Here is a 23,431-nt window from a genome sequence, read left to right as displayed (position 1 = left end):
CGTGAGCACCGCGCTGTACCGCCGCTACCGACCCGAGTCCTTCACCGACGTCATCGGGCAGGAGCACGTGACCGAGCCGCTCATGCAGGCTCTGCGCTCGGGGCGCGTCAACCACGCCTACCTCTTCTCGGGGCCACGCGGCTGCGGCAAGACGACGAGTGCACGCATCCTGGCCCGCTGCCTCAACTGCGAGCAGGGGCCGACACCCACGCCGTGCGGCGAGTGCGACTCGTGCACCGCGCTGGCCCGCGGGGGCGCCGGCACGATCGACGTCATCGAGATCGACGCCGCCAGCCACGGAGGCGTCGACGACGCCCGGGACCTGCGTGAGCGGGCGTCCTTCGGCCCGGCCCAGAGCCGCTACAAGATCTACATCATCGACGAGGCGCACATGGTGACGCCGCAGGGCTTCAACGCCCTGCTGAAGATCGTCGAGGAGCCGCCGGAGCACGTGAAGTTCGTCTTCGCGACGACCGAGCCCGAGAAGGTCATCGGCACGATCCGCTCCCGCACCCACCACTACCCCTTCCGGCTCGTCCCGCCGGCCCGCCTGACGGACTACCTGCAGCAGCTGTGCGATGCCGAGGGTGTCCAGGTCGCGCCGGGGGTGCTGTCCTTCGTCGTGCGCGCGGGCGGCGGCTCGGTCCGCGACTCGCTGTCCGTGCTCGACCAGCTCATGGCCGGCAGCGACGAGCAGGGCCTGACCTACGAGCGCGCCGCCGCGCTCCTCGGGTTCACCGACGCCGAGCTGCTCGACTCCGCGGTCACCTCCTTCGGCGCCGGTGACGCCGCGGGCGTCTTCAAGGTCATCGACTCGGTCATCGAGACCGGCCTGGACCCGCGGCGCTTCGTCGAGGACCTCCTCGAGCGCTTCCGTGACCTCATCGTCGTCTCGGCGGCCCCCGACGGGGCCGGCGCGATCCTGCGCGGTCTGCCCGCGGACCAGATCGACCGGATGCTGCAGCAGGCCAGCGTCTTCGGGCCCGCGTCGCTGTCCCGCGCCGCCGACATCGTCAACGCCGGCCTGACCGAGATGACGGGTGCGACCTCGCCCCGCGTCCAGCTCGAGATCATCGCCGCCCGCGTCCTCCTGCCCGCCGCGGCGGGCGAGTCCGGCTATGCCGCGCGCCTGGACCGGATCGAGCGTCGTCTCGAGGTCGGGGGTGTGCCCACGGCCGAAGGGGATCCCCGTCCCGCCCCCCAGGTGGCGGCACCCGTGCAGCAGCCACCTGTGCAGCCGCCGGCGCTCGTGCAGCCGACACCCGTTCAAGCTGCGCCGGCGCCGCCGGCGCCGGAGCGCGAGGCGGCCCCTGCCCCGGAGCCCGAGCCCACGGCGGGACCGACCGCCGAGCCCGCGGTAGCGGCACCGTCGACGGGTGGCATCGACGTCGAGGCGCTGCGTCGTAGCTGGCCCGACGTCCTCGGACGGATCTACCAGATGCGCCGGGCGACCTGGACCTTCCTGTCCGAGCACGCGCAGGTGCTCAGCTACGACGGGCAGCGGCTCGTGCTCGGGATCGCGACGGTCGGTCTGGCCAACGCCTTCCGCAACGGCTCGCATGCCGAGGTCGTGCGGCAGGCGCTCATCGACTCGCTCGGTGTCGACGCCCGGGTCGAGGGTGTGCCCCACGACACCGGGACGATGCCGACCGGCGGCGGCGCCCAGGCCACGACGACTCGTTCGGCACCCGCCGGTGACCCCGTCGGTGCTCCCGCGCCCTCAGGCCCCTCGGGTGGAGCGGCCTCAGGAGGGGCACCCTCCGACGTCGGCGTCCCGGCACCTGCCGGCGGTCCGTCCGGCCCGGACTGGGGGAGCGCGCCCTCGAGCGCGGCCTCGGCGCCGGCTTGGGCGACCGCCGCCCCCGGCGGGGCGGACGGTCCCACGGCCACCCCGTCCGCGACGGGCGGGCCGGCGTCGGACGCCGGGGCGCCCCCCTTCGTCCCGGAGTCGACGCCCCGGGCCGAGCCCGATGACTCGTCCGTCAGCGACGACGACGAGGACATCGTCGACGCCGGCGCGGCCGGCCCGGCGGTCATCGAGCGCATCCTCGGGGGCACCGTCATCCGCGAGGAGTGACGAACGGCCTCGCGGCGTACCGCCCGCGCCGGTGTCCCGCGCCGACGGTGCCGGGGCGTAGGGTTCAAGGGTGTACGAAGGCGTGGTCCAGGACCTGATCGACGAGCTCGGGCGACTCCCCGGGGTCGGTCCCAAGAGTGCCCAGCGCATCGCCTTCCACCTCCTGCAGGCCGACCCGCAGGACGTGCAACGACTCGTCCACACCCTCAGCGAGGTCAAGGACAAGGTGACCTTCTGCGAGACCTGCGGCAACGTCGCCGAGGGCCCCCAGTGCCGCATCTGCGCCGACCCGCGCCGCGACGCCACCGCGATCTGTCTCGTCGAGGAGCCCAAGGACGTCGTCGCGATCGAGCGCACCCGCGAGTTCCGCGGTCGCTACCACGTGCTCGGTGGCGCGATCAGCCCGATGGACGGCATCGGCCCCGACGACCTGCGGTTCACCGAGCTCATGTCGCGCCTGTCCGACGGCACCGTCACCGAGGTCATCATCGCGACCGACCCCAACCTCGAGGGCGAGGCCACGGCCTCCTACACGGCCCGGCTGCTCATCCCCTTCGACATCACCGTGACCCGACTGGCTTCGGGCCTGCCCGTCGGCGGTGACCTGGAGTACGCCGACGAGGTGACCCTCGGCCGGGCCTTCGAGGGAAGGAAGCTGCTCAATGCCTGACGAGACCACGCTGCTCGCGGACGAGTGCGCGGCCGAGGCCCGGGCCTGGCTGACGACCGTCGCCGACATCGCCTCCGGCGTCGCCCCCGAGAGCGCCATCCCGCTCCTGCTCCTCACGACGAGCCAGATCCAGCTCGTGGGGGCACGCCTGGGCGCCATCGCCGACGTCGTGCTCGAGCAGCGCTTCGAGGACGATCCCGGTCCCGACACCGAGATCGACCCGCTGCGCACCGGACTGGCCCACCTGCTCGACGGCGTCGACGAGTACGTCGACCTCGTCGACCCCGTCACCTCGCCGGAGACCGCGGGGGGTGCCCTGAGCAACGACCTCGCGATCATCGCCGCCGCTCTGGCGCACGGGCTCGCCCACCACGACGCGGGCCGGGCGACGGAGGCCCTGTGGTGGTGGCAGTACAGCTATCTCGCCGACTGGGGCGACCGGGCGGCGATGGCCGTGCGCGTCCTGCAGACACTGCTCGCCCACCTGCGGCTCGACGCCGACGCCGACGTCGTCGGCGAGGCCGAGTTCGACGCGCTGAACTCCTGAGCGGCTCGCCTCGGGCGCTCGCCGTCGCGCCCAACGGATAGCGGTCGTGACATCTGCAGGGTGGACGCGAATGGGTCGTGGGACCGACGGTCGTTATCCTCAAGAGGTCGTGCCGGTCCGTGCCCGGGCCGGACCCGCGAGATTCCACGGAGTTCTCCCTTGAGCCTGGTTGTCCAGAAGTACGGCGGTTCGTCGCTCGCAGATGCCGAGAGCATCAAGCGCGTGGCCCACCGCATCGTCGAGACGAAGAAGGCGGGGAACGACGTCTGTGTCGTCGTCTCCGCGATGGGTGACACGACCGATGAGCTGCTCGACCTGGCCGAGCAGGTCAGCCCCGTGCCCCCACCGCGCGAGATGGACATGCTCCTCACCGCAGGTGAGCGCATGTCCATGGCCCTGGTCGCCATGGCCATCGCCGACCTCGGGCACAGCGTGCGTTCCTTCACCGGCAGCCAGGCGGGCGTCATCACCGACGCCGCCCACGGCAAGGCGAAGATCATCGACGTGACGCCCGGCCGGATCACCTCCGCGCTCGGCGACCGGCACATCGTCATCGTCGCCGGGTTCCAGGGCGTCAGCCAGGGGACGAAGGAGATCACCACGCTCGGGCGCGGTGGCTCCGACACCACGGCGGTGGCGCTCGCGGCGGCCCTCGAGGCCGACGTGTGCGAGATCTACACGGATGTCGACGGCATCTTCACGGCCGACCCGCGCGTCGTCCCCTCGGCGCGCAAGATCGACAGCATCTCGCACGACGAGATGCTGGAGATGGCGGCCAGCGGCGCCAAGATCCTCCACCTGCGGTGCGTCGAGTACGCGCGCCGCTTCAACATGCCCATCCACGTGCGTTCGTCCTTCTCCTCGAAGGAGGGCACGTGGGTGGTGACCGCCGATCCCGAAGGGACCCAGGACATGGAAGAACCGATCATCGCGGGTGTCGCGCACGACCGCAGCGAGGCCAAGATCACCGTCGTCGGCGTGCCGGACGAGCCCGGCCGCGCCGGGCAGATCTTCACGACCGTCGCGAAGGCCCAGGTCAACATCGACATGATCGTGCAGAACGTGTCCGAGGCCGACACCGGCCGCACCGACATCTCCTTCACCCTCCCGATGAGTGACGGCCAGCGTGCGGTCGAGGCGCTCATGGGCACCAAGGACGAGGTCGGGTTCGCGTCGATCCAGTACGACGACCAGATCGGCAAGCTCTCCCTCGTCGGCGCCGGGATGCGGACCAACCCCGGTGTCTCCGCCACCTTCTTCAGCGCGCTCGCCGGCGCCGGCATCAACATCGAGATGATCTCGACCTCCGAGATCCGCATCTCGGTCGTCACCCGCATCGACCAGCTCGACGAGGCGCTGCGCGCCGTGCACACCGCGTTCGACCTCGACACCGAGGGCGAGGCCGTCGTCTACGGGGGCACCGGTCGGTGACCGCCTTCCCGTCGTCCTCCGCCCGGCCCACGTTGGCCCTGGTGGGGGCGACGGGACGCTTCGCGGAGGCGATCGCCTCCGCGCTCGCTCTGCGGGATGACGCCTGGGGCGAGATCCACCTGCTCGCCCCGGGCGTCTCCACCCGGACCCTGAGCGTCCGGGGCCGGGAGCAGGTCATCGAGCCGCTGCGCGAGGACTCCTTCGAGGGGGTCGACGTCGCCCTGTTCAACCTCGCCCCCGATATCACCCCTGAGTGGGCGCGACGGGCGGTCGCCGCGGGCGCCGTCGTCGTCGACGCCAGTGCCGCGCACCGTCTTGACCCCGACGTGCCCCTCGTCGTCCCCGGCATCAACTCCGTGCTCGTCGCCGACCGCCCCAAGGGGGTCGTCGCGCTGCCCGGCCCGGTGACCTGGGGGCTCATCGACGCCGCCCATGTCCTGCACCAGGGCTGGGAGCTGCAGCACCTCGTCGTCACCGGCCTCATCGCGGCCGTCTCCAAGTCCGACCGCGGCGTCGCCCGCCTGCGCGAGGAGCTGCACACCGTGGCTGCCGAGCCCTCGATCGGCCAGCACCCCGGCGACGTCCGCGCCGCGGTCTCGGACCTGCCGATCGGCTCGCCCTTCCCGGCCCCGTTGGCGCTCAACGTCATCCCGTGGGTCGGGCAGCCCGACGAAGGGGGATACACCACCGCCGAGCTGGCGGTCGCCGACGAGGTGCGCAAGATCCTGCGCCTGGGTCCGCAGGTGCCCGTCGTCGCCACGCTCGTGCAGGTTCCCGTCGTGCTCGCGCACTCGATGGCGCTGCACGCCCGCTGTGCCCGCCCCGTCGCGATCGACAAGGTGCGCCAAGCCTGCGTCGCCGCCCCCTCGCTCGTCCACCTCGACGAGCAGGACGGCGAGGTCCCGACCCCGGTCGACAGCGTGGGCATCGACCCGCGGTTCGTCGGCCGCATCCGCCAGCCCAAGGGGGCCGGGCACCACGTCGACATGTTCGTCAGCTCCGACACCACGCGCCGCGGGGCGAGCGCGATGCTCGCCGTGGCCGAGATGGTCGGTGCCGAGTCCCGACGGTGACCGGGAGGCAACCCTTCCGACACCCGAGTCGTCGACCATGGGGAGCGGCACGCACAGGTCTCGTTCGGAGCACGATCGAGATGTGGGGCTTGTGTGACTGGTGTGGTCACTGTGAATGATGTGACCACCTATACTCGACCGTGGGGACGGACACCGCATGAGGGACCAGGAGGGCGACGTGGATCTGCAGCCTGACGAGGAGCGCGCCTCGTATCGCGTCGTGGGCTTCGACGAGCTCGACGGCTCGGCCGCGGAGCACTACCGCCGGCAGCGTCGGCGCCGGCTCCTGCTCTTCGTCACCCTGCCCGGTCTGATGCTCGGCACCGCGACGGTGGCCACGGCCTACGGCACCGGTCTCATCGGCACCGAGGCGACGGTCTGCGAGCCCATCAGCGAGCCCGCCCCTGAGCGCGACTCCTTCGAGATCCAGCTGCTCAACAGCAACGACACCAACGGCCTCGGCAGCGAGGTCGCCCGCGAGCTGACGCTGCGCGACTTCGACGTCGCCTCCGTCGGCAACGCCGACAGCTCGGTCTACGTCAAGGGTTCGGCGACGATCTACTACGGCGAGGAGGGGCGCGACAACGCGCTGCTGCTGCAGAAGCAGATCCCCGGCGCGAAGATCTGGAACGACGCCCGGCCCGGCGACAGCGTGCAGCTGGTCCTCGGCTACGGCTACGACAAGCTGGTCAAGGAGCCCGAGCCGCCGCTGCCCGCCCCCTCGGAGATCACCCTCAACGTCTACAACACGACGTGGAAGGAAGGTCTGGCCTCGGAGGTCGCCGATGACCTCAGGGACCGCGGGTTCAAGATCAAGGCCACGGGCAACGACCCGCAGATGAGCTTCCTCGAGAAGGAGGTCGCGATCATCCGCTTCGGGCCCGAGGGCCAGCGCTCGGCCAAGCGGCTCGCGCAGCAGATCGAGGGAGCCCAGCTGCAGAAGGACGACCGGACGAGCCGCAAGGTCGACCTCGTGCTCGGCAACAAGTTCGAGCGGCTCAAGCCCGAGTCCCGGGTGCCGCAGGTCAAGCCGTACGTGCGTCCGGCCGAGACGATCCAGAAGCCCTGCGTGCCCGAGGGCTCGTGACCGTCCGCACGGTGGGCCTCCTCACGGCCGGGGGCATCGCGCCCTGTCTCTCCTCGGCGGTCGGCGGGCTCATCGAGCGCTACACGCAGGTCGCTCCCGAGGTGCGGATCGTCGGCTACCTCGACGGGTACGCCGGGCTGCTCACCGGCCGCAGCGTCGAGGTCACCGACGAGGTGCGCTCCCAGGCCTCCCGCCTCCACGACTTCGGTGGCTCCCCGCTCGGCAACTCGCGGGTCAAGCTGACCAACGCGGCCGACTGCGAGCGACGCGGCCTCGTGCGGGCGGGGGAGGACCCCCTTCGCACCGCTGCGGCACAGCTGGCCGCCGACGGCGTCGACGTGCTCCACACGATCGGCGGCGACGACACCAACACGACGGCCGCGGACCTGGCCGCCCACCTGGCGGCGGAGGGCCACGCGATGCGCGTCGTCGGCCTGCCGAAGACCATCGACAACGACATCGTCCCGATCCTGCAGAGCCTCGGCGCCTGGACGGCGGCCGAGCAGGGTGCGCTCTTCGCCCGCAACATCATCGGTGAGCACTCCTCCAACCCCCGGATGCTCGTCGTCCACGAGGTCATGGGCCGGCACAGCGGGTGGCTCACCGCGGAGACCGCACGGCGCTACCGCGCAGACCTGGCCACGCGGCGCTTCGTCCCCGGCATCGGCAACGACCCGCGACGCTGGGACGTCCACGGCGTGTACGTGCCGGAGCTGCCCCTCGACCTCGCGGGTGAGGGCCGGCGCCTTCGGGCGGTCATGGACGAGATCGGGTGCGTCAACCTCTTCGTCGCCGAGGGGGCGGGTGTCGCGGACGTCGTCGCCTCGATGGAGGCCTCCGGCCACGAGGTGCCCCGTGACCCCTTCGGTCACGTGCAGCTCGACCTGGTCAACCCGGGTGAGTACCTCGCCTCGACCTTCGCCGAGGCGCTCGGCGCCGAGAAGGCGAAGGTGTGGAAGTCCGGCTACTTCGCGCGCGCGGCCGCTCCCAACCAGGAGGACCTCGAGCTCATCCGGCGCTGCACCGAGCTGGCCGTCACCGCGGCCCTCGACGGCCGCTCGGGCGTCGTCGGGCAGGACGAGGAGCGTGGCGACGAGCTGCGCGTCGTCGAGTTCGACCGGATCGCCGGCGGCGGGGCCTTCGACCCGGGCGTCGACTGGTTCGCCGACCTCCTCTCCGACATCGGTCAGCACCCCCACAACCGGAGCGATTCGAGGTAATCGCGACCGGCTATCCGGTCGCTGGCCCTTCGACCCGTACTACCTCGACCCGTGCTTGCGCCGCAGCGACCACATCTGGGGCGAGCGCTCGACCTCGACGGCGACGTCCCAGGGCAAGGTGGCGGGTGCGGTCTCGCGGCGGAAGCTGCGCACGAGCCGACGGGCCAGCTCGGGGTCCGCGGCCACGCGGGCGGCCACGTCCCGGGCGGCCTGCTCGACGTCCTCGTCCTCGTGCGCGGACCACGCCATGCCGAGGCGGACGGCGTCCTCGCCGCTGACCTCCTCGCCGAAGAGCCCCATCCCCGCGGCGCTCTCCCGCCCGCCGACCCGGGCGAGCAGCGACAGGTGCCCGCCGCCGGGGTGGATCCCGATCTGGGCGAAGCCGGGCAGCAGGCGGGCCGTGCGCGAGACGACGCGCAGGTCGGTCGCCAGGGCGAGGTTGAGGCCAGCCCCTACGGCGGCCCCGCGCACGGCGGCGATCGTCGGCAGCTCGATCGAGCCGATCGTGGTGAAGGCGGAGTAGACCGTCTCCAGGCCGCGGTAGGCCTCGTCCTCGACCGGGTCGGCACCGACGCCGGCGAGGACGTCACGGACCGCACCGGCGCAGAAGTGGCCCCCACCCGTCACGACGACGGCGCCCACCGCTGCATCGGCCTCGGCCGTGCGCGCGGCGTCCACGAGCTGGCGCGACATCTCCACGGACAGCGCGTTGCGCCGGTCCGGGGCGTCGAGGGTGATGGTCGCGATGTGGTCGGCGACCTCGTAGCGGACCTCGGTCATGGTTTTCCCTTCGTGTAGAACCAACGCCCGCCGCGTCGGGTGAACTCGCTGCGCTCGGCCAGCTCGCCGTCCGCGTGCCTGGCGACGAAGTCGACGACGCCGGTCGTGTCGTCGGGTCCCCCGTCGACGACCTCCCGCACCTCGAGCCCGAGCCAGCGGGTGTCGTCCAGGTGGACCTGGGCCGGTCGGGTCCGGCCGTCCCAGGTGCGCCACAGGTGCTCGGCGTTGCCGTAGACGTGGGCTGTGTAGCGGCTGCGCATCAGCTCCTCGGCCGTGCTCGCCTGGCGCTCGCTCGCCAGGAGCGGGCCGCAGCATGTCGCGAGGTCGGCTCCGGAGCCGCAGGGGCAGAGGTCGGTGCTCATGGCAGCAGGGTAGTCAGGCCTGCTCGGACCGACGCTCGGCCAGGTCGACGGCCAGCGGGCGGACGGAGACGGCGACGAGGGCGAGGGCGCACGGTACGAGGACCGCGAAGCCGAGGCTGAGGTAGCCTCCTGCGCCGATGACGCCGCCGAGGACGAAGAGCAGGACGAGCGAGCCGAGCATCCGCAGCTTGGGCCAGTCACCCTGCACGGGCTCCAGGTCGGTGCGTCGGCTGCGGTAGCTGAGCTTGCCCAGCTCGATGCCGATGTCGGTCACCATGCCCGTGATGTGCGTCGTGCGGATCTGGGCGCCGGAGATCTTCGTGATGATCGCGTTCTGCAGGCCCATCGTGAAGCACAGGACCGGGACGAAGACGAGCTCGCGCCAGGACACCGTCAGCTCCTCCGCGAGCAGGCCGAAGACGAGCATCAGCGTCCCCTCGACGAGCAGGACGTTGGCGTAGCGGCTGCGCAGGCCACGACGGCGCCCCCAGTTGAAGATCACCGCGCAGGCCATCGCGCCGGTGACGAAGCTCGCGATCGACAGCAGGCCGATGCCGACGAGGTAGTAGTCGCCGAGGACGAGGTGGTCGGCGACCTGCGCGCCCACGCCCGTCATGTGCGAGGTGTAGAAGGCGACGGCGACGAAGCCGACCGAGTTGAGCACGCCGGCGACGAGGGCGAGGAGGGTCGCCAGCTGGTGGTTGAGCTCCGGGGTCCGCTCGGCGCCCGCGATGCGCGTGAGGAAGCCGGGGCGCGCCATGGCACGGAGGTCATCCCTCACGCACGAGGTGCCGTGGAGCGGATGTGCTGGGTGAGCGTCGTCCTGAGGGTCGCGGCGTCGCGGGCCTCGAGGAGGTCGACGAGCTGGTCGTGCTCCCGGGCGAGCGCGAGCATGTGCCGCTGCGGCGTCGGCTCACCGAGACGGGCGAGCCGGACGAAGGCGCCGAGCTGGTCGAGCAGCTGCAGGAGAGTGGGCATGCCCGCGACCTGCGCCAGCGCGCGGTGGAAGGCCTCGTCGCTGCCGAGGAAGGCTGCTGCGTCGCCCCCCTTCGCCTCCCGCCGCTGCCGGGCGACGAGGAGCCGCAGCCGGTCGACGTCCTCGTCGGTGCGGCGCTCGCAGGCCGCCTCCACTGCGGCACCTTCCAGTGCGGTGCGAAGGGAGGCGACCTCGCGCCGGTGGTCCTCGGAGACGTCGACGACGTGCAGCTGGCGTCGGGCGCCGGGCACGAGCAGCCCCTCGCTCGTGAGGGCGCGCAGCGCCTCGCGCACGGGGGTGCGCGAGACGCCGTGGGCCGTGGCCATCGCGGCCTCGTCGACCGCCTCGCCGGGGGCGAGGGAGCCGTCGAGGATCGCGGCGCGCAGCGCGGCGTGGACCTGTCCGGCCTTGGTCGTCGCCGAGGGCGCGGTGCTCACCTGGCGAAGATCATCGACTCGTCGGCAAAGGCCTTGAACTCCATGGCGTTGCCGGCCGGGTCGAGGAAGAACATCGTCCACTGCTCGCCTGCCTGGCCCTCGAACCGCAGGTAGGGCTCGATGACGAACTCGGCGCTCGCGGCCTGCATCTTGCCGGCGAGGTCGTGGAAGTCGTCGTACGAGAGGACCGCGCCGAAGTGCGGGACCGGCACCTGGTGGTCGTCGACGGGGTTGTGCCCGGCGGGCCCGGGCGAGCCGTCCGCGGTCTGGTGCGTCACGACCTGGTGGCCGTAGAAGTTCCAGTCGACCCACAGGGTGTCCGAGCGCCCCTCCTCGAGGCCGAGGACGCCGCCGTAGAAGGCACGGGCTGCGGCGATGTCGTCGACGGGGATGGCCAGGTGGAAGCAGGGGCGGTGGGTCACGGGTCCTCCTCGGTACAGATGATGTATACAACGCTACCCAATGTATACAACCGGCGCCAAGGTCGGGCACGAAAGAACCGGCCCCGATCCTGGAGGACCGGAGCCGGTTCAGCGGGTCGGGGTGACAGGATTTGAACCTGCGGCCTCTTCGTCCCGAACGAAGCGCGCTACCAAGCTGCGCCACACCCCGAAGCGTGCACCACCTGCTCGAGGCGGCGACAAGGAAGGATAACCCAGTCCCCGGCCCGAGCCACAATCGGGGTCAGCGCCCGGTCCGCCGCGGACCCGGGGCGGTGGGCGCGAGCCGCTCCGTCACCGTGTCGGTCAGGCCGGTCTCGCTCGGCCCGGTCGGCTCGGTCGGTTCGGTCGTCTCGCCCGTCCCGGTGCCGGTGGGGTCCGGGCCCGGGACGGTCGTCGTCGACTCGGTCGCGGGGGGCGTGTACGGAGGCGTGTACTCCGGCGTCGGCGGCGGGGTCCACGCCTCGGTGGGCGGCGGCGTCCAGATGTCGGTCGGCGGCGGGGTCCACTCGCTGGTCGTCGTCGGCTCGGGCTCGGGCGCCTGGGTGGTGGTCGGCTCCGGGGCCGTCGTCTCCACGGTGCTCGCGGAGGAAGACGTCGATGTCGACGTCGTCGAGCTCTTCCTCGTCCTCGTGGACGAGCTCGACGAGGTGGAGGGCTGGCTCGTCGACAGGTTGGGTGCCGGGGGCAGGTCCGCGACGGGCGCGGCCCCGGCGAGGGCCCAGGCGGAGGACCCGCAGGCGAAGACCGCCGCGACCGCCAGGGCGGCCACCTCGCGTGCGTTCATCGATCGAGTCCTTCCGGGACGAGGGTCATGAGCGTGGCCTCTGGTCGGCAGGCGAAGCGTACAGGCGCGAAGCGCGACGCCCCGAGGCCCGCGGACACGTGCAACCACGCCGCGTCGTCCGGCCCGCTGCCCGCGCGACCGGCACCCGGCCACCAGCGCGAGACCCCCTTCGCCCGACGTCGGTCGAGGTCGCAGTTGGTGACGAGCGCGCCGTACCCCGGTACGCACAGCTGGCCGCCGTGGGTGTGGCCGGCGATGACGAGCCGCGCGCCGTCGCCCGTCATCGCGTCGAGGACGCGCCGGTACGGCGCGTGCGTGACGCCGATCGTGGTCGTCGCGGTCGGGTCGGCGGGCGCGCTCACCGCGGCGTAGTCGTCCCGATGGATGTGCGGGTCGTCGACGCCCACGAGGTCCAGGCGATCGGCACCGACGGTGATGCTCGTGCGCGCGTTGTCGAGGTCGACCCACCCGCGCTCGGTCATGCCGGAGCGCAGCTCGTCGGTCGGCAGCGCGATCCTGCGGCCGACGATCTCGGCGTGGTTCGTGGTGAGGTAGCGGGCCGGGTTCTTCAGGACCGGCGCGTGGTAGTCGTTGGAGCCCATGACGAAGACCCCCGGGCGCTCGAGCAGCGGCCCCATCGCGGCGAGCGCGGCGGGGACGGCCTCGAGGTGACTGAGGTTGTCGCCCGTGTTGACGACGAGGTCCGGCTCGAGCGCGGCGAGCGATCGGATCCACTCGGCCTTGGCGCGCTGACCGGGGACCATGTGGATGTCACTGAGCTGCAGGACCCGCACGGGCAGCGAGCCGGCGCGCAGCACCGGCAGCGTGTAACGGCGCAGGGCGAAGAGCCGCGGCTCGACGAGCGTCCCCCAGGCCAGGACGGCGGCTCCGGTGGCGGCGATCCCGGCGACGGACCGGACGAAGGGGGAGGAGGTCACCGCCCCATCTTGGCAAAGTCGGCGGACGCCGCGCGCCGACACTGCGACAATCGGGTCATGACCGACACTCTCAAGGCCACCCTCCAGCACGACCTCCACACGGCGATGCGCGCCCGTGAGCAGGTCCGGGTCGCCACGCTGCGCATGGTGCTCACCGGCATCAGCAACGAAGAGGTCTCCGGCACCGAGGGCAAGCAGCTCACCGACGCGGAGACCCTCAAGGTCGTGGCCAAGGAGGCCAAGAAGCGCAAGGAGTCGGCCACCGCCTTCCGCGACGCCGGTCGCCCCGAGCTGGCCGAGCGCGAGGAGGCCGAGCTCGCCGTCCTCGCGGAGTACCTGCCCGAGCAGCTCGGTGACGACGAGCTCGCCGCCATCGTCGACCGCGCCATCGCGCAGGTCGGCGCGACCTCGATGGCCCAGATGGGTCAGGTCATGGGGGTGGCCCAGGCGGAGGCGGCCGGTCGCGCCGACGGTGGCGCCATCGCGGCCAAGGTCAGGGCGCGCCTGGCGGGCTAGTTGCCGCCCGAGGGCTTGGTCGTCTTCTTGGGCTTCGCCGTCGGCTTGGGCTTCGACGTCGTCCTCGGTGCGGAGGTCGTCGTCGGCGCCGGTGTCGAGGTCGTGCTCGGCTGCTGCGTCGTCGTGGGAGCCGGCTGCTGGGTCGTCGTGACCGGCGGCGGCGTGAACGTCGTGGCCGGCGGGGGCGGCGGGGTGTACGGCGGGATGCCGTTGGAGATGTACATCGTCACGGTCGCACCCTTGAGCGCCTTGCCGCTCGGCTGCGTGTAGGCGATGGCGCCGGCCTGCACGCTGCTGTTGACCTGGCTGCCCTCCTTGACCTTGAAACCGGCCTTCTCCAGCGCGGCCCTGGCCTGCGTCGGGCCCTGGCCCGTGACCTCGGGGATGGTGCGCAGGTCGCCGTTGACGACCTTCTTGCTCGGCTTGGCGAAGCGCTTCTTCGCCATCCCCTCCGAGGCCTCGTTCATGATCTCCTGCCAGATCGGCGCCGCGATCGTGCCGCCGAAGACCTGGTCGTAGTACCGGCCGCCGAGGGTGATGCCGTCCATGTCGTACTCGCGGATCGGGGAGCCGACCCAGATCGCGGTGGACAGCTGCGGGGTGTACCCGGCGAACCAGGACTGCTTGTGGTTGTCCGTCGTGCCGGTCTTGCCCGCGGCCTGGCGCCCGTTGGCGAGGTCGAGGCCCGCGGCGGTGCCGCCGGCTTCGAGGGGTCCGAGGAGCAGCTGGGTCACGCCCCTGGCGACGTCCTTGTCGAGGACCTGCTTGCACGGGCGGGGGGTGATCTTCAGCTTCTTGCCGGTCGCCGTCGTGATCGACTCGATCGGGTTGGGCGGGCAGTACTTGCCGTCCGCCGCCAGGGTGGCGTAGCTGGACGCGAGCTGGAGGGGGGAGGTCGAGTCCGAGCCGAGGACGAGGTTGGAGATGGCGTAGTCGCCCTTGACCTTCTTGCCGCCCGCGTAGGTCAGGCCGTAGGGGAGGCCGTAGCCGTCCACCAGGCCCATCTTCGACATGACCTTGGGGATGTTGCACGAGCCGACATCGGAGGCGAGCTGCGCGAAGGCGGTGTTGATCGACTTCTTGGTCATCTCGGCGAGGGTCATCCTGCCGCCGATCTGGTAGTCGTTCGACACGGCCCACGTCGGGTCGTTGGTCGTGCAGCCCTTCTGGAAGTCGCCCGGGGAGAATTCGTGCGGGTTCTTCACGCCGGCCGGGGGAGCGTTGACGGTCGACTTGAGCGGCTTGCCCTTCTCGAGCGCGGCGACGAGGGCGTACATCTTGGCCGTGGAGCCGATGGCGAAGCCGTTGGTGCCGCCGTACTGGGCCGGGACGCTCCACGCCTGCTCGGAGTAGCGGGTCGAGGCCTTCTTGAGGCCGATCTTGTACGTCGAGGTCTGGGCGATCGCCCGGACCTTGCCGGTGCCCGGCTCGACGAGGGCGCCGGCCGCGCCGAACCGCTCCGTGCCGGTGGGGACGCGCTCGGTGAGGTCGTCCTTGAGCTTCTTCTGCCAGTCGCGACGCAGCGTGGTCCTGATCTTCAGACCGCCGGTGTTGACGGCGAGCATGCGTGCGTCGGGGTCGGGCCCGAGCTCGGGCATCGTGCGCAGGTACTGGATGACGTAGTTGCAGAAGTACGGGTCGGCGGCCTTGGAGCAGGTGCCGCCCTCGTTCTTCTTGATCTTCAGCATGTCCTCGACGTCCTTGGCCTTGGCCGCGTCCGCCTGGGCCGGGGTCACCATGCCGAGCTGCTGCATCCGGGTGATGACGAGGTCACGGCGCTCCTGGACCTCGTCGGGGTTGGTGCGCATGTTGAGGCGGCTCGGGGACTGGACCACGCCGGCCAGGGTCGCCGACTCGGCGAGGCCGAGGTCCTTGGCGGGCTTGCTGAAGAAGTGCTGCGCCGCCGCCTCGACCCCGTAGGCCTGGTCGCCGTAGAGGGCCAGGTTGAGGTAGCCGGCGAGGATCTGGTCCTTGGTGTGAGTCTTCTCGACGTTGAGCGCGTACTTGAGCTCCTGCAGCTTGCGGCTGTAGGTCTGCTCCGTCGCCGCCGTGACGCCGGCCTCGTCGCCCTCGGCGCGGGCCTTCTCGACGAGCATGAGTTTCACGTACTGCTGGGTGATCGAGGAACCACCCTGGGTCTCGCCGTCCGAGGCGTTGGACACGAGCGCACGGGTCGTGCCGCGCACGTCGATGCCGCCGTGCTCGTAGAAGCGGCTGTCCTCGATGGCGATCTGCGCCTTGCGCATCGTCGGCGAGATCTTGCTCAGCGGGACGACGACGCGGTTGTCGGCGTAGGGGGTGGCGAGCAGCTTGTCGTCGGCCGAGTAGATCTTCGACTGCTGCGACAAAGCGCTGGCCGTGAACTCGTCATCGAGCTCGTTGAAGGCGGTGGCCGTGGACTTGGCCGCGCCGCCGGTCGCCCCGGCGATCGGGATGACGATGCCCGCACCGACGAGGCCGAGACCCACCGCCACGGCCAGGAAGGCGCCGAGCAGGCGGAAGAGGTGCGGCATCCCTGAGTCAGACATGCGGCACAGGGTAACGAAGCAACCTGTGCGGGTCGGGGACCCCGTGCAGCCGGTCAGCGCCCGGCGAGCGCCTCACCGATCTCGCGCAGGCCCTCGAGGTCGTGGATGTCGAGCGGGTGCGCGGGGACGGTGCCCAGGGGGACGCCCGGGTGGCTGGTGCGGAAGCGGGTGATCACCTGCCGGTGGCGGGCGGCGGTCTCGGCGACCTCCGTGTGCACCCGCAGCAGGGCGGCCGCGAGCTCGTGGCCCCCGGTCTCCTCGAGCTGCACGGCGGCGTCCTCGGCGCGGCCCGCGCCGAGCTGCTTGGCCGAGGCGACCTGCACGCGGTTGACGACGACGCCGGCCAGCGGCATCCGGTCGCTCGCGAGCCGCTCGATGAAGAAGCCGGCCTCGCGGATGGCGTCCCGCTCCGGGGAGGCCACGACCACGAAGGCCGTCTCCGGGCGGGCGAGGAGGGCGTAGGTCTGGTCGGCCCGCTGGCGGAACCCGCCGAACATCGTGTCCATCGCGGCGACGAAGGTCTGCACGTCCCGCAGGAACTCGCCTCCGAGCAGCTTGCTCATGATCCCGCCCGCGACCGAGACGCCGGCGGTGAAGACCTTGAGCGAGGCGCGCCCGCCGACCTTGGCCGGACCGGTGAGCAGGCGGATGAAGCGCCCGTCGAGGAAGGACCCGAGCCGCTTGGGGGCGTCGAGGAAGTCCAGGGCCGAGCGCGACGGCGGGGTGTCGACGATGACCAGGTCCCAGTCACGCGAGCCGTCGGCCATCTGCGCGCGCAGCTGGCCCAGCTTTTCCATCGCCATGTACTCCTGCGTGCCGGCGAAGGAGCTCGACACAGCGATGTAGAAGGGGTTGGTGAGGATCTGCGCGGCCTTGTCGGGGCTGGCGTGGGACTCGACGACCTCGTCGAAGGTCCGTTTCATGTCGAGCATCATCGCGTCGAGCGAGCCACCGGCCGAGGTGTCGATGTCGGCGACGGGCCGCGGGGTGTTGTCGAGCTCCTCGAGCCCGAGCGACTGGGCGAGCCGACGGGCCGGGTCGATCGTCAGCACGACGACCCGCCGCCCCTGCTCAGCCGCCCGCACGGCGAGGGCCGCGGCGGTCGTGGTCTTGCCGACCCCTCCGGAGCCGCAGCAGACGATGATCCGCCGCCCCGGGTCGCCGATGACGGCGTCGAGGTCGAGCACGGGGCCCTGACGGGTCGCCATCACACACCGCCCTGCTCGTCGAGGACCTCGGCGAGCACGCGCAGGTCGCCGGACTCGACCCCGTCGGTGAGGTGGGGCAGCACCCGCAGCGGCACCGGCAGAGCGCCGAGCACCTCGCGCTGCTCGGCCTGGAGCCGTGAGCGGTGGACGTGGTCGGCGCCCTCCCGCAGCAACCCGCTGACGAGCGCAGGTCCCGCCGTGATGTCGACCAGCGCCAGCGCCTCCTCGAGTGCGGTCTGCACCTCCGGTTCGCCCGAGGCGATGGCCTCGGCGTCCTCGTCGGCCACGAGCGGCTGTCGCACGTCGTTGGCGATGACCGAGCCGACCCGCAGGGACAGCTCACCCAGCTCCTCGATGGCGTCGAGCGTCTCCTGCACGGGCATCTCCTCGAGCAGCGTCACGAGGTGCACCGCGGTCGTCGGGCTCTGGAGCATCCGGGTGATCGAGTCGGCCTGGTTGCGGATCGGTCCGACCCTCGCGACCTCGGACACCTCCGAGTTCACTGCGAGGAAGCGGCCGATGCGTCCCGTCGGGGGCGCGTCGAGGATGACGGAGTCGAAGACGGGACGCTTCTTCGCCCCCTTCGTCACCCGCCCGACGGCCTCGTAGACGCGACCGATGAGCAGGACGTCGCGCACGCCGGGGGCGATCGTCGTCGCGAAGTCCACCGCGCCGACCCGCTCGAGCACGGAGCCCGCGCGACCGAGCTTGTAGAACTTCTGCAGGTACTCCAGCAGCGCGGTCTTGGCGTCGACCGACAGGCCGACGACCTCACCGCCCGAGGGGTCGGTCACCAGGGTGCGCTCCTCGGTGCCGAGCGGGGCCACGTCCAGGACCTGGGCCAGACCCTGCCGCCCCTCGACCTCGGCGAGCAGGACGCGCTGGCCACGGGCGGCGAGCGCGAGCGCCATGGCGGTCGCGACGGTCGTCTTGCCCGTGCCGCCCTTGCCGGAGACGACGTGCAACCGCACGGGGGAGGTGGAGGGACCGGTCACGTGATCACCCTACGAGTAGGGTGCGGCCATGACCCAGTGGGAGTACGCAACCGTGCCGCTCATCGTCCACGCGACCAAGCAGATCCTCGACCAGTGGGGCGAGGACGGCTGGGAGCTCGTCCAGGTCCTGCAGGGCGACGGGGGCAACCTCGTGGCCTACCTCAAGCGACCCAGGGCCGCCTGATGGGACGCATCGACGAGCGCCTCGCAGAGCTGTCCATCACCCTGACCGACCCGCCCGCTCCGGCCGGCGCCTACGTCCCGGCCGTCGTCGACGGTGACCACGTCCTCACCTCGGGCCAGCTGCCGCTCGTCGACGGGTCGCTCCCCGCGACCGGTCACGTCGGCGCGGAGGTCGACCCGGAGACCGCGAAGGACCTGGCCCGGACCTGCGCGATCAACGCGCTCGCCGCGATCCGCCAGGCCGTGGGCGACCTCGACCGGGTCGAGCAGGTCGTCAAGGTCGTCGGCTTCGTCTCCAGCGCCCCCGACTTCACGGGGCAGCCGGGGGTCATCAACGGCGCCAGCGAGCTGCTCGGCGAGGTCTTCGGCACCGCGGGTGAGCACGCCCGTTCGGCGGTCGGCGTGGCGGCCCTGCCGCTCGGCTCGCCCGTCGAGGTCGAGGTGACCGTCCGGGTCCGTCACTGATGGCCCAGCGCGACTTCCTGCTGGGAGCCCGGGCCCAGCAGGTCCTCGGGCTCGACGTCGAGCCCTCCGGTGATGGGCCGGTGCGGGCCAAGCTCGCCTCCACCGTCATGCTCCTGCGCGACGACGAGGGCCCGCTCGAGGTCTTCATGCTGCGCCGGGCGGGGTCGATGGCCTTCGCGGCATCGATGCACGTCTTCCCCGGCGGGGGCGTCGACCAGCGCGATGCCGAGGACGAGCTGCCGTGGGCCGGGCCGAGCGTGGCCGAGTGGGCCGAGGAGCTCAGCACCGACGAGGCCAGTGCGCGCATGCTCGTCGCCGCGGCGGTCCGCGAGATCTTCGAGGAGACCGGCGTGCTCCTCGCCTCTCCGGTCGATGACGAAGGGGGCGTCCCCCACCTCGACCCAGCCCTCGCCGCCGAGCTGCGCGCCCGCCTCGTGCGGCGCGAGATCGGTTTCGGCGACGTGCTCCTCGACCAGCACCTCGTCCTGCGCAGCGACCTGCTGCGCTACCGGGCCCACTGGATCACCCCGGAGGTCGAGCCGCGTCGCTACGACACCCGCTTCTTCGTCGCGGCGGTGCCGGAGGGGCAGGACCCCGACGGCGACACGAGCGAGGCCGACCTGTCCGAGTGGGTGCGCCCCTCGGGGGTGCTCGACGCCTTCGCCGACGGCGACCTGCTCCTCATGCCGCCCACGATCGTCTGCCTCGAGCAGCTCGCCGAGGTCAGCACGGTGCGGGCCGCCCTCGACCAGGACGTCGACGTCGCCCCGGTCATGCCGCACCCGGTCCTCACCGAGGCCGGTCCGGCGATGCGGGCCGACCTGCCGTGAGCGCAGCGGTCGCGCCGGAGCCCTCTGCCCCCTTCGGCTCGTGGGCGGGAGGAGCGGTGACCCCGCACGCCTACTGCCTCCTCCAGGGCAACCCCGGGCCGATGACCCTCGACGGGACCAACACGTGGGTCCTCCTCGAGCCCGGTGGCACCGAGGCAATCGTCATCGACCCCGGTGAGGACGAGGCCGCCCATCAGCAGCGGGTCGTCGACCACGTCGCCGCGCTCGGTGCCCGCGTGTCGCGGATCGTGCTCACCCACGGGCACCTCGACCACAGCCAGGGTGCTCCGCGCCTCGCCGACCTGACCCGTGCTCCCGTGCAGGCGGTCGGTCGGGGTCACGACGACCTCGTCGACGGCGACGTGCTGCGGGCCGGCAGCCTCGAGGTGCGGGTCGTGGCGACGCCCGGGCACACGTCCGACTCGGTCTCCTTCGCGCTGACCGCCGACCACGCCCTGCTCACCGGCGACACGATCCTCGGGCGCGGGACGACGGTCGTGGCCCACCCGGACGGCGAGCTCGCGGCCTACCTCGACTCGCTCGAGCGCATCCGCGGGCTCACCGGTGACGGCGAGGTGACCGCGATCCTGCCCGGCCACGGCCCCACGGTCCCCGACGCGGCTGCGATGGTGGACTTCTACCGGAGGCACCGCCGCGAGCGGCTCGAGCAGGTGCGGGCGGCGCTCGCCGACGGGGCCGGCGACGCCGACGCCGTCGTGGCGCGCGTGTACGCCGACGTCGACCGCTCGGTCTGGCCCGCGGCGAGGATGTCCGTCCTCGCCCAGATGGCCCACCTCGAGCAGGTCGGCTGACCGGTACCCCGCGCACGACGAGGGCCCGGATGCTCGTGCATCCGGGCCCTCGTCGTGCCAGGGGTCAGCGTGCGCGACGCTGCAGGCGCTCGACGTCGGTGAGCAGGACCGCGCGGGCCTCGAGGCGCAGCCAGCCGCGCGAGGCGAAGTCGGCCAGCGCCTTGTTGACCGTCTCGCGGGAGGCGCCGACGAGCTGGGCGAGCTCCTCCTGGGTGAGGTCGTGGGCGACCATGACGCCCTCCTCGACCGGGCGGCCGAAGCGCTGGCTCAGCTCGAGCAGCGCCTTCGCGACGCGACCGGGGACGTCGGTGAAGACGAGGTCGGCGAGGTTCTCGTTGGTGCGGCGCAGGCGGCGGGCCAGCGCGGCGAGCAGCGTGCCGGCGATGCGTGGGTGCGCCCCGAGGAGCTGCGTGAGCTGCTCGTTGCCGAGCCCGATGAGCTGCGTCTCGGCGACGGCGGTGGCGGTCGCGGTGCGCGTCCCGGGGTCGAAGAGGCTGAGCTCGCCGAGCATCTCGGACGGACCGAGGATCGCCAGCAGGTTCTCCCGGCCGTCGGTCGAGGTGCGGCCGAGCTTGATCTTGCCCTCGGTGATCACGTACAACCGGTCGCCCTGGTCGCCCTCGTTGAAGAGGACGTCCCCACGCTCCATGCGCACGGGGGTCATGGTCGCCATCACCTCGGCGGCGGAGTCGTCGTCAAGGGTCGCGAAGAGCGGGGCGCGGCGTACGACATCGAGGTTCACAGAGGGCAGTGTGCCACGGGGCACCTGCCGTAGGGGGCCTAGGCTGCGGGGGTGTCTGCCGAACGCGTCGAGTCCCCGCTCGCCCTGGTCCGCCGTGCCCGCAGGATGTACCGGATGCTGCACGAGCGCTACCCGTACGCCCACTGCGAGCTCGACTTCGACACCCCGCTGCAGCTGCTCGTCGCGACGGTGCTGTCCGCGCAGACGACCGATGTCACGGTCAACAAGGTGACACCGCTCCTCTTCTCCCGGTGGCCGACGGCTGCCGACCTCGCCGCCGCTGAGCGCACGGAGATGGAGGAGGTCCTGCGGCCCACGGGCTTCTTCCGGGCCAAGACCGCCTCCGTCCTCGCACTGGGCGCCGCGATCGTCGAGCGGCACGAAGGGGAGGTCCCGCCCCGCCTCGCCGACCTCGTCAAGCTGCCCGGCGTGGGCCGCAAGACCGCCAACGTCGTCCTGGGCAATGCCTTCGGGGTCCCGGGGATCACCGTCGACACGCACTTCGGCCGGCTCGCCCGTCGCATGGGCTGGACGGACGAGGAGGACCCGGTCAAGGTCGAGCACGCGGTCGGTGAGCTCTTCCCCCGCAAGGACTGGACGATGCTCAGCCACGTCCTGATCTTCCACGGCCGACGCACCTGCCACGCCCGCCGCCCCGCGTGCGGCGCCTGCCCGGTCGCCCGGCTGTGCCCCTCCTACGGTGTGGGGGAGACCGACCCGGACAAGGCCGCCAAGCTCCTCAGGTACGAGCTCGCTCCCGGTGCGCAGGCGGCGACGCGATGACGGCGCTCGTGCGTCCCCCGGAGTGGCTGCTGCGGGCGGAGGAGAACCTGCGGGCCGACCAGCCCGCCTGGTTCAGGGACTTCGCGCCCCCGCAGGACGTCGCCCGTCGGTCCGCGGTCCTCATGCTCGTGGCGCAGGGGGAACGGGGGCACGACATCGTGCTCACCGAGCGCTCGCACGCGCTGCGCAGCCACGCGGGCCAGGTCTCCTTCCCGGGAGGTCGGCTCGACCCCGGCGAGGGGCCGGTCGAGGCCGCCCTGCGCGAGACGTGGGAGGAGGTCGGGGTCGACCCGCAGGGCGTGGAGGTCGTCGGGTCCTTCCCCGACCTGTGGCTCAGCCCCTCGCAGAACGCCGTGACGCCGGTCCTCGGCTGGTGGGGTGCGCCCGGCCCGCTGCGGGTCGTCGACCCGGGCGAGGTCGCCCGCGTCGAGCGGATCCCCGTGGACGACCTCGTGGACCCGGCCAACCGCTTCACGGTGAAGGGACCGAGCGGTTACGTCGGGCCGGGTTTCGAGGTGGCCGACCTCTTCGTGTGGGGCTTCACCGCCCAGCTGCTCTCGGTGCTGCTCGACGCCTCGGGACTCACCCGGCCCTGGGACGACGGCAGACGGCGCCGCCTCCCGTTGCGCTTCGTGCGCCAGTACGTCAGTGCGTCGGGTGGGCGATGGCCAACCACTCGATGAGGGCCGAGGTGGTCTCCGTGGGAGCCTCCTCAGGGACGAAGGCCCCCGCGCCGGCCATGGTCCGCACGGTGAGCGGGCCGGAGACATGGCGTTCGCACTCGGCGGCCATCGTCGTCAGGGAGGTGGGGTCCTCGGAGCCGTGCAGGTGCAGGACCGGGACCTCGATGCGGGCCTTGACCCGCTGCAGGTAGCGGACCCCCTGCGGGGTGAGCCGGCAGCGGTACAACCAGCGGTGGTACTCCGCGGCGGCCACCCCGGCGAAGGGGAAGGACATCGCCTCGGTGTAGCGCTCGACGACCTCGTCGGTGATCCACGCATGGTCCGGCCCGGACCACGCGCGCAACCGTCGGGCCACGCTCGGTGACTGGCGCTCGGAGGCGAAGGGGGTCTGCATCGCCCGCAGGTACCGGTTGGCGCGCCACTGGACCGGGTGGCGCCACATCGCGTGGTGGAAGACCGCCGGGTGGGGCATGCCGATCGGGGCGATCGCCGCGGTCACCTCGGGATGGTGCGTGGGCATGCTCCACACGAAGGTCGCGCCGAGCCCGAGCCCGACGAAGGCGACCCTCTCGGCGCCCAGGCTGCGCACGATCGCCGCGAGGTCGTCGCACGCCGTCGGCGCGTCGTACCCGCTCGGCGGCTTGTCGCTCGCCCCGAAGCCGCGCAGGTCGACGGCCACGGCGCGGTAGCCGGCGGCGGCGACGGCCGGCAGCTGCGCACGCCAGGCCCACCAGAACTGCGGGTAGCCGTGCACGAAGAGGACGACGGGCCCGGTCCCCGTCGTGGTGACGTGGAACCGGGCCCCGTTGGCGGAGATGAAGCGGTGCTCCCACGGACCCTCGACGAGGGCGGCCGCGGCGT

The 23,431-nt window shown here is 72.1% G+C and carries 26 protein-coding genes and 1 tRNA gene; 14 read left to right on the top strand and 13 right to left on the bottom strand.

Features of this window, described 5'->3' with window-relative positions:
- Position 1 precedes the first annotated feature (1 nt).
- From V3C34_RS17145 to V3C34_RS17115, 7 genes are all read left to right on the top strand, one after another.
- The gene (locus V3C34_RS17145) at positions 2-2,077 is read left to right on the top strand and encodes a DNA polymerase III subunit gamma and tau (protein ID WP_346007734.1); all 2,076 of its coding nucleotides are present in this window, start codon (positions 2-4) and stop codon (positions 2,075-2,077) included.
- A gap of 70 nt (positions 2,078-2,147) precedes the next feature.
- Positions 2,148-2,747, top strand: coding sequence for a recombination mediator RecR (gene recR / locus V3C34_RS17140; protein ID WP_068329608.1), 600 nt, complete (start codon positions 2,148-2,150; stop codon positions 2,745-2,747).
- The gene (locus V3C34_RS17135) at positions 2,740-3,294 is read left to right on the top strand and encodes a DUF5063 domain-containing protein (RefSeq protein ID WP_068329610.1); all 555 of its coding nucleotides are present in this window, start codon (positions 2,740-2,742) and stop codon (positions 3,292-3,294) included. Before recR ends, V3C34_RS17135 begins: the two co-directional genes overlap by 8 nt.
- Positions 3,295-3,453: 159 nt before the next feature.
- Positions 3,454-4,725, top strand: coding sequence for an aspartate kinase (locus V3C34_RS17130; RefSeq protein WP_068329613.1), 1,272 nt, complete (start codon positions 3,454-3,456; stop codon positions 4,723-4,725).
- Positions 4,722-5,798 (top strand): aspartate-semialdehyde dehydrogenase, encoded by a 1,077-nt coding sequence (locus tag V3C34_RS17125; RefSeq protein WP_346007733.1) that lies wholly within the window; start codon positions 4,722-4,724, stop codon positions 5,796-5,798. The genes V3C34_RS17130 and V3C34_RS17125 overlap by 4 nt, the downstream gene beginning before the upstream one ends.
- Before the next feature lie 178 nt (positions 5,799-5,976).
- A complete protein-coding gene (locus V3C34_RS17120; protein ID WP_170307573.1) occupies positions 5,977-6,885 on the top strand; it encodes a LytR C-terminal domain-containing protein in 909 nt (302 codons plus the stop codon).
- On the top strand, positions 6,882-8,105 hold the full coding sequence (locus V3C34_RS17115) for a pyrophosphate--fructose-6-phosphate 1-phosphotransferase (RefSeq protein ID WP_068329623.1): 1,224 nt from the start codon (positions 6,882-6,884) through the stop codon (positions 8,103-8,105). Before V3C34_RS17120 ends, V3C34_RS17115 begins: the two co-directional genes overlap by 4 nt.
- A 39-nt stretch (positions 8,106-8,144) precedes the next feature.
- Here the strand turns inward: V3C34_RS17115 and V3C34_RS17110 are convergent, their stop codons facing one another.
- The 8 genes from V3C34_RS17110 to V3C34_RS17075 form a co-directional block, all read right to left on the bottom strand.
- Complete coding sequence (locus tag V3C34_RS17110; RefSeq protein ID WP_068329626.1) at positions 8,145-8,885, bottom strand: enoyl-CoA hydratase-related protein; 741 nt, start codon at positions 8,883-8,885, stop codon at positions 8,145-8,147.
- Positions 8,882-9,247 carry a YchJ family protein gene (locus V3C34_RS17105; RefSeq protein ID WP_346007732.1) on the bottom strand — a complete coding sequence of 122 codons (366 nt, stop codon included), beginning with the start codon at positions 9,245-9,247 and terminating at the stop codon, positions 8,882-8,884. Before V3C34_RS17105 ends, V3C34_RS17110 begins: the two co-directional genes overlap by 4 nt.
- Before the next feature lie 13 nt (positions 9,248-9,260).
- Positions 9,261-10,007, bottom strand: a complete 747-nt coding sequence (locus V3C34_RS17100) for a YoaK family protein (RefSeq protein ID WP_346007731.1) — start codon at positions 10,005-10,007, stop codon at positions 9,261-9,263.
- Between the two features lie 17 nt (positions 10,008-10,024).
- On the bottom strand, positions 10,025-10,660 hold the full coding sequence (locus V3C34_RS17095; RefSeq protein ID WP_068329638.1) for a GntR family transcriptional regulator: 636 nt from the start codon (positions 10,658-10,660) through the stop codon (positions 10,025-10,027).
- Positions 10,657-11,082, bottom strand: coding sequence for a VOC family protein (locus V3C34_RS17090; RefSeq protein WP_346007730.1), 426 nt, complete (start codon positions 11,080-11,082; stop codon positions 10,657-10,659). Before V3C34_RS17090 ends, V3C34_RS17095 begins: the two co-directional genes overlap by 4 nt.
- A 116-nt stretch (positions 11,083-11,198) precedes the next feature.
- A tRNA-Pro gene (locus V3C34_RS17085) sits at positions 11,199-11,272 on the bottom strand.
- A gap of 72 nt (positions 11,273-11,344) precedes the next feature.
- Complete coding sequence (locus tag V3C34_RS17080; RefSeq protein ID WP_346007729.1) at positions 11,345-11,887, bottom strand: hypothetical protein; 543 nt, start codon at positions 11,885-11,887, stop codon at positions 11,345-11,347.
- Entirely contained in the window at positions 11,884-12,825 is a 942-nt protein-coding gene (locus V3C34_RS17075; RefSeq protein WP_068329648.1) for a metallophosphoesterase, read from the bottom strand. Before V3C34_RS17075 ends, V3C34_RS17080 begins: the two co-directional genes overlap by 4 nt.
- 57 nt (positions 12,826-12,882) lie before the next feature.
- Here V3C34_RS17075 and V3C34_RS17070 point away from each other — a divergent pair, with 57 nt between their 5' ends.
- On the top strand, positions 12,883-13,341 hold the full coding sequence (locus tag V3C34_RS17070) for a GatB/YqeY domain-containing protein (protein WP_346007728.1): 459 nt from the start codon (positions 12,883-12,885) through the stop codon (positions 13,339-13,341).
- Here V3C34_RS17070 and V3C34_RS17065 read toward each other — a convergent pair.
- From V3C34_RS17065 to V3C34_RS17055, 3 genes are read right to left on the bottom strand one after another with little or no spacing between them, the layout of a single operon-like run.
- Positions 13,338-15,869 (bottom strand): penicillin-binding protein, encoded by a 2,532-nt coding sequence (locus tag V3C34_RS17065; RefSeq protein ID WP_346007727.1) that lies wholly within the window; start codon positions 15,867-15,869, stop codon positions 13,338-13,340. The two genes, V3C34_RS17070 and V3C34_RS17065, sit on opposite strands and share 4 nt — an antisense overlap.
- Before the next feature lie 53 nt (positions 15,870-15,922).
- A complete protein-coding gene (locus tag V3C34_RS17060) occupies positions 15,923-17,077 on the bottom strand; it encodes an ArsA family ATPase (RefSeq protein WP_068329659.1) in 1,155 nt (384 codons plus the stop codon).
- A complete protein-coding gene (locus tag V3C34_RS17055) occupies positions 17,077-18,072 on the bottom strand; it encodes an ArsA-related P-loop ATPase (RefSeq protein ID WP_082807785.1) in 996 nt (331 codons plus the stop codon). Before V3C34_RS17055 ends, V3C34_RS17060 begins: the two co-directional genes overlap by 1 nt.
- Positions 18,073-18,100: 28 nt before the next feature.
- Here V3C34_RS17055 and V3C34_RS17050 point away from each other — a divergent pair, with 28 nt between their 5' ends.
- The 4 genes from V3C34_RS17050 to V3C34_RS17035 are packed head-to-tail and all read left to right on the top strand — an operon-like array spanning position 18,101 to position 20,362.
- Entirely contained in the window at positions 18,101-18,256 is a 156-nt protein-coding gene (locus V3C34_RS17050) for a DUF4177 domain-containing protein (protein WP_169702087.1), read from the top strand.
- Positions 18,256-18,720: a RidA family protein gene (locus V3C34_RS17045; protein ID WP_068329661.1), complete on the top strand. Its 465-nt coding sequence runs from the start codon at positions 18,256-18,258 to the stop codon at positions 18,718-18,720. Before V3C34_RS17050 ends, V3C34_RS17045 begins: the two co-directional genes overlap by 1 nt.
- On the top strand, positions 18,720-19,550 hold the full coding sequence (locus V3C34_RS17040) for an NUDIX hydrolase (protein ID WP_338537543.1): 831 nt from the start codon (positions 18,720-18,722) through the stop codon (positions 19,548-19,550). Before V3C34_RS17045 ends, V3C34_RS17040 begins: the two co-directional genes overlap by 1 nt.
- Positions 19,547-20,362 (top strand): MBL fold metallo-hydrolase, encoded by an 816-nt coding sequence (locus V3C34_RS17035; RefSeq protein WP_082807786.1) that lies wholly within the window; start codon positions 19,547-19,549, stop codon positions 20,360-20,362. Before V3C34_RS17040 ends, V3C34_RS17035 begins: the two co-directional genes overlap by 4 nt.
- A 64-nt stretch (positions 20,363-20,426) precedes the next feature.
- Here the strand turns inward: V3C34_RS17035 and V3C34_RS17030 are convergent, their stop codons facing one another.
- A complete protein-coding gene (locus tag V3C34_RS17030; protein ID WP_068329667.1) occupies positions 20,427-21,104 on the bottom strand; it encodes a Crp/Fnr family transcriptional regulator in 678 nt (225 codons plus the stop codon).
- A gap of 105 nt (positions 21,105-21,209) precedes the next feature.
- Here V3C34_RS17030 and nth point away from each other — a divergent pair, with 105 nt between their 5' ends.
- Positions 21,210-21,887 (top strand): endonuclease III, encoded by a 678-nt coding sequence (gene nth, locus V3C34_RS17025; protein WP_346008578.1) that lies wholly within the window; start codon positions 21,210-21,212, stop codon positions 21,885-21,887.
- The gene (locus V3C34_RS17020) at positions 21,884-22,570 is read left to right on the top strand and encodes an NUDIX hydrolase (RefSeq protein ID WP_068329672.1); all 687 of its coding nucleotides are present in this window, start codon (positions 21,884-21,886) and stop codon (positions 22,568-22,570) included. The genes nth and V3C34_RS17020 overlap by 4 nt, the downstream gene beginning before the upstream one ends.
- Here V3C34_RS17020 and V3C34_RS17015 read toward each other — a convergent pair.
- Positions 22,533-23,387 (bottom strand): alpha/beta hydrolase, encoded by an 855-nt coding sequence (locus V3C34_RS17015; RefSeq protein WP_346008577.1) that lies wholly within the window; start codon positions 23,385-23,387, stop codon positions 22,533-22,535. The two genes, V3C34_RS17020 and V3C34_RS17015, sit on opposite strands and share 38 nt — an antisense overlap.
- Positions 23,388-23,431 lie beyond the last annotated feature (44 nt).

Origin of the sequence: Janibacter terrae, from assembly GCF_039636765.1 — a bacterium.
Classification (GTDB): Bacteria; Actinomycetota; Actinomycetes; order Actinomycetales; family Dermatophilaceae; genus Janibacter; species Janibacter terrae.
Note: the sequence above shows the minus strand (reverse complement) of the source record. Positions and strands in the feature narration are given on the sequence as shown.

Bases quoted from the DNA above. Each gene is read 5' to 3' on its own strand.
- V3C34_RS17135 (WP_068329610.1), top strand. From the start codon at position 2,740: ATGCCTGACGAGACCACGCTGCTCGCGGACGAGTGCGCGGCCGAGGCC.
- V3C34_RS17110 (WP_068329626.1), bottom strand. From the start codon at position 8,885: ATGACCGAGGTCCGCTACGAGGTCGCCGACCACATCGCGACCATCACC.
- V3C34_RS17105 (WP_346007732.1), bottom strand. From the start codon at position 9,247: ATGAGCACCGACCTCTGCCCCTGCGGCTCCGGAGCCGACCTCGCGACA.
- V3C34_RS17100 (WP_346007731.1), bottom strand. From the start codon at position 10,007: ATGGCGCGCCCCGGCTTCCTCACGCGCATCGCGGGCGCCGAGCGGACC.
- V3C34_RS17080 (WP_346007729.1), bottom strand. From the start codon at position 11,887: ATGAACGCACGCGAGGTGGCCGCCCTGGCGGTCGCGGCGGTCTTCGCC.
- V3C34_RS17070 (WP_346007728.1), top strand. From the start codon at position 12,883: ATGACCGACACTCTCAAGGCCACCCTCCAGCACGACCTCCACACGGCG.
- V3C34_RS17065 (WP_346007727.1), bottom strand. From the start codon at position 15,869: ATGTCTGACTCAGGGATGCCGCACCTCTTCCGCCTGCTCGGCGCCTTC.
- V3C34_RS17060 (WP_068329659.1), bottom strand. From the start codon at position 17,077: ATGGCGACCCGTCAGGGCCCCGTGCTCGACCTCGACGCCGTCATCGGC.
- V3C34_RS17050 (WP_169702087.1), top strand. From the start codon at position 18,101: ATGACCCAGTGGGAGTACGCAACCGTGCCGCTCATCGTCCACGCGACC.
- V3C34_RS17045 (WP_068329661.1), top strand. From the start codon at position 18,256: ATGGGACGCATCGACGAGCGCCTCGCAGAGCTGTCCATCACCCTGACC.
- V3C34_RS17040 (WP_338537543.1), top strand. From the start codon at position 18,720: ATGGCCCAGCGCGACTTCCTGCTGGGAGCCCGGGCCCAGCAGGTCCTC.
- nth (WP_346008578.1), top strand. From the start codon at position 21,210: ATGTACCGGATGCTGCACGAGCGCTACCCGTACGCCCACTGCGAGCTC.
- V3C34_RS17020 (WP_068329672.1), top strand. From the start codon at position 21,884: ATGACGGCGCTCGTGCGTCCCCCGGAGTGGCTGCTGCGGGCGGAGGAG.